The 1,815-nt window shown below is 69.0% G+C and carries 2 protein-coding genes and 1 pseudogene; all 3 read left to right on the plus strand.

Annotation, left to right across the window (positions count from 1 at the left end; genetic code table 11):
- Positions 1-753, plus strand: a 753-nt coding sequence (locus tag PLL68_RS14680) for an ABC transporter permease (RefSeq protein WP_324535351.1), incomplete at its 5' end; no start/stop codon positions are given.
- A complete protein-coding gene (locus PLL68_RS14685) occupies positions 750-1,568 on the plus strand; it encodes an ABC transporter permease (protein WP_324535353.1) in 819 nt (272 codons plus the stop codon). The genes PLL68_RS14680 and PLL68_RS14685, both read left to right, overlap by 4 nt.
- Before the next feature lie 47 nt (positions 1,569-1,615).
- Positions 1,616-1,815 (plus strand): annotated as a pseudogene (locus tag PLL68_RS14690) (hypothetical protein); the annotation flags it as partial.

Raw genomic sequence — 1,815 nt, forward strand, 5'->3', positions numbered from 1 at the left:
TCGGCGATCGCGTACCACCACCGGGTCTACCTGCGCACGTGGCGCGGCACCCTCATCGGTCGCTTCGCGTCGCCGCTGTTCTTCCTGGCCTCGATGGGGCTCGGGCTCGGTGGGCTCGTCGACGACCGGACGGGGGGCGTCGACGGGGTGCCGTACCTGCGCTACGTGGCGGCCGGCATCCTGGCGATGCAGGCTATGTGGCTCGCGTTCGGGGAGTCGACGTACCCGGTGATGACGTACATCCGGTGGAACCAGATGTACGCGGGCATGCTCGCGACCCCGCTGTCGGTGGTCGAGGTGCTGCTCGGGCACCTGCTGTACGTCGGGGCGCACCTGGCGATGACCACCGCGATCTTCCTCGTCGTCGCGGCGTTCTTCGGGGCCTTCACCTCGGCGTGGGTGGTCCTCGCCGTGCCGATCTGCGTCCTCGTCGGGTTGGCGTTCGCGGTGCCGATGTTCGCCTTCTCGGCGCACGTCGACAACGACAACTCCTTCGCCATCCTGTTCCGGTTCCTCGTCACCCCGGTCATGCTGTTCTCGGGCGTGTTCTTCCCCATCGAGCAGCTGCCGTCGGTGCTGCAACCGGTGGCGTGGGTGCTGCCGCTCGGGCACGGGGTCGAGCTCGTGCGGGCGGTCTCGGGCGGGCTGAACCTCGGTGTGGGCGACCTCGGGCACCTCGCCGTGCTCCCCGCGTACATCGTGATCGGCTGGTTGGTGGCGCGGCGCACCTTCACGAAGCGGCTCGCGTCATGAGCGTGCTCGACGGCGCGCTCCAGGTCTCGCGAGCCCTGCCGCTTCCGGGTGCTCTCGCGCGGTCGTGGTTCGTCGTGGGGCGCAACATCACCGCGTTCCGCCGGGCCTGGCTGCTGCTCGTCAGCGGGGTGGCCGAACCGGTCTTCTACCTGTTCTCCATCGGCATCGGGCTCGGGGCGCTCGTGCGCACCGTGACCACGGATGCGGGAAGCGAGGTGCCCTACGCCGTCTTCGTCGCCCCGGCGCTGCTCGCGGTCGCGGCGATGAACGGCGCGATCGCCGACAGCACGTACAACGTGTTCTTCAAGCTCAAGCACGCCCGCCTCTACGACGCGATCCTCGCCACCCCCGCGGGCCCGCGTGACATCGCCGTCGGCGAGATCACCTGGTCGCTGCTGCGCGGGTCGCTGTACTCGGCGCTCTTCCTGGTCGTGGCGGTCGTCGCCGGGGTCGTGCAGTCGTGGTGGGCGGTGCTCGCGCTGCCCGGGGCGGTCCTCATCGGTCTGGCCTTCGGGGCGGTCGGGATGTTCGCGACGACGTACATGAAGACCTGGCAGCACTTCGAGTACATCAACCTCGTCATCCAGCCGATGTTCCTGTTCTCGGCGACGTTCTTCCCCCTGTCGACGTACCCGGGGCCGGTGCAATGGCTGGTGCAGATCACCCCGCTGTACCAGGGGGTCGCGCTCGAACGCGCCCTCATGCTCGGTGACGTCGAGTGGTCCCTGCTCGGTCACGCCGCGTACCTCGTCGCCATGGGTCTCGTGGGGGTCGTCGGCACCTCACGGCGCATCGAGCGGCTGCTGCTCACCTGAGGCCGCCCTGACGAGCGCGAACCGATGGTGCGCGATACGTTGCGGCCATGAGTGATGTCAACGAGCTGCTGATCCTCAACCGCCGCGACCTCGAAGGTCTCGCCCTGACGTGGCCGGAGATCGTCGACGTCATCGAGGACGCCTTCCGGCAGAAGGCGCAGGGGCTCGTGACCAACCCGCCCAAGCCGAAGGTCACCTCCCGGGACGACGCCTTCATCCACGCCATGCCGGCCTACCTCGGGGGCAG

Source organism: Ornithinibacter sp. (assembly GCF_035443565.1).
Lineage (GTDB): Bacteria > Actinomycetota > Actinomycetes > Actinomycetales > Dermatophilaceae > Fodinibacter.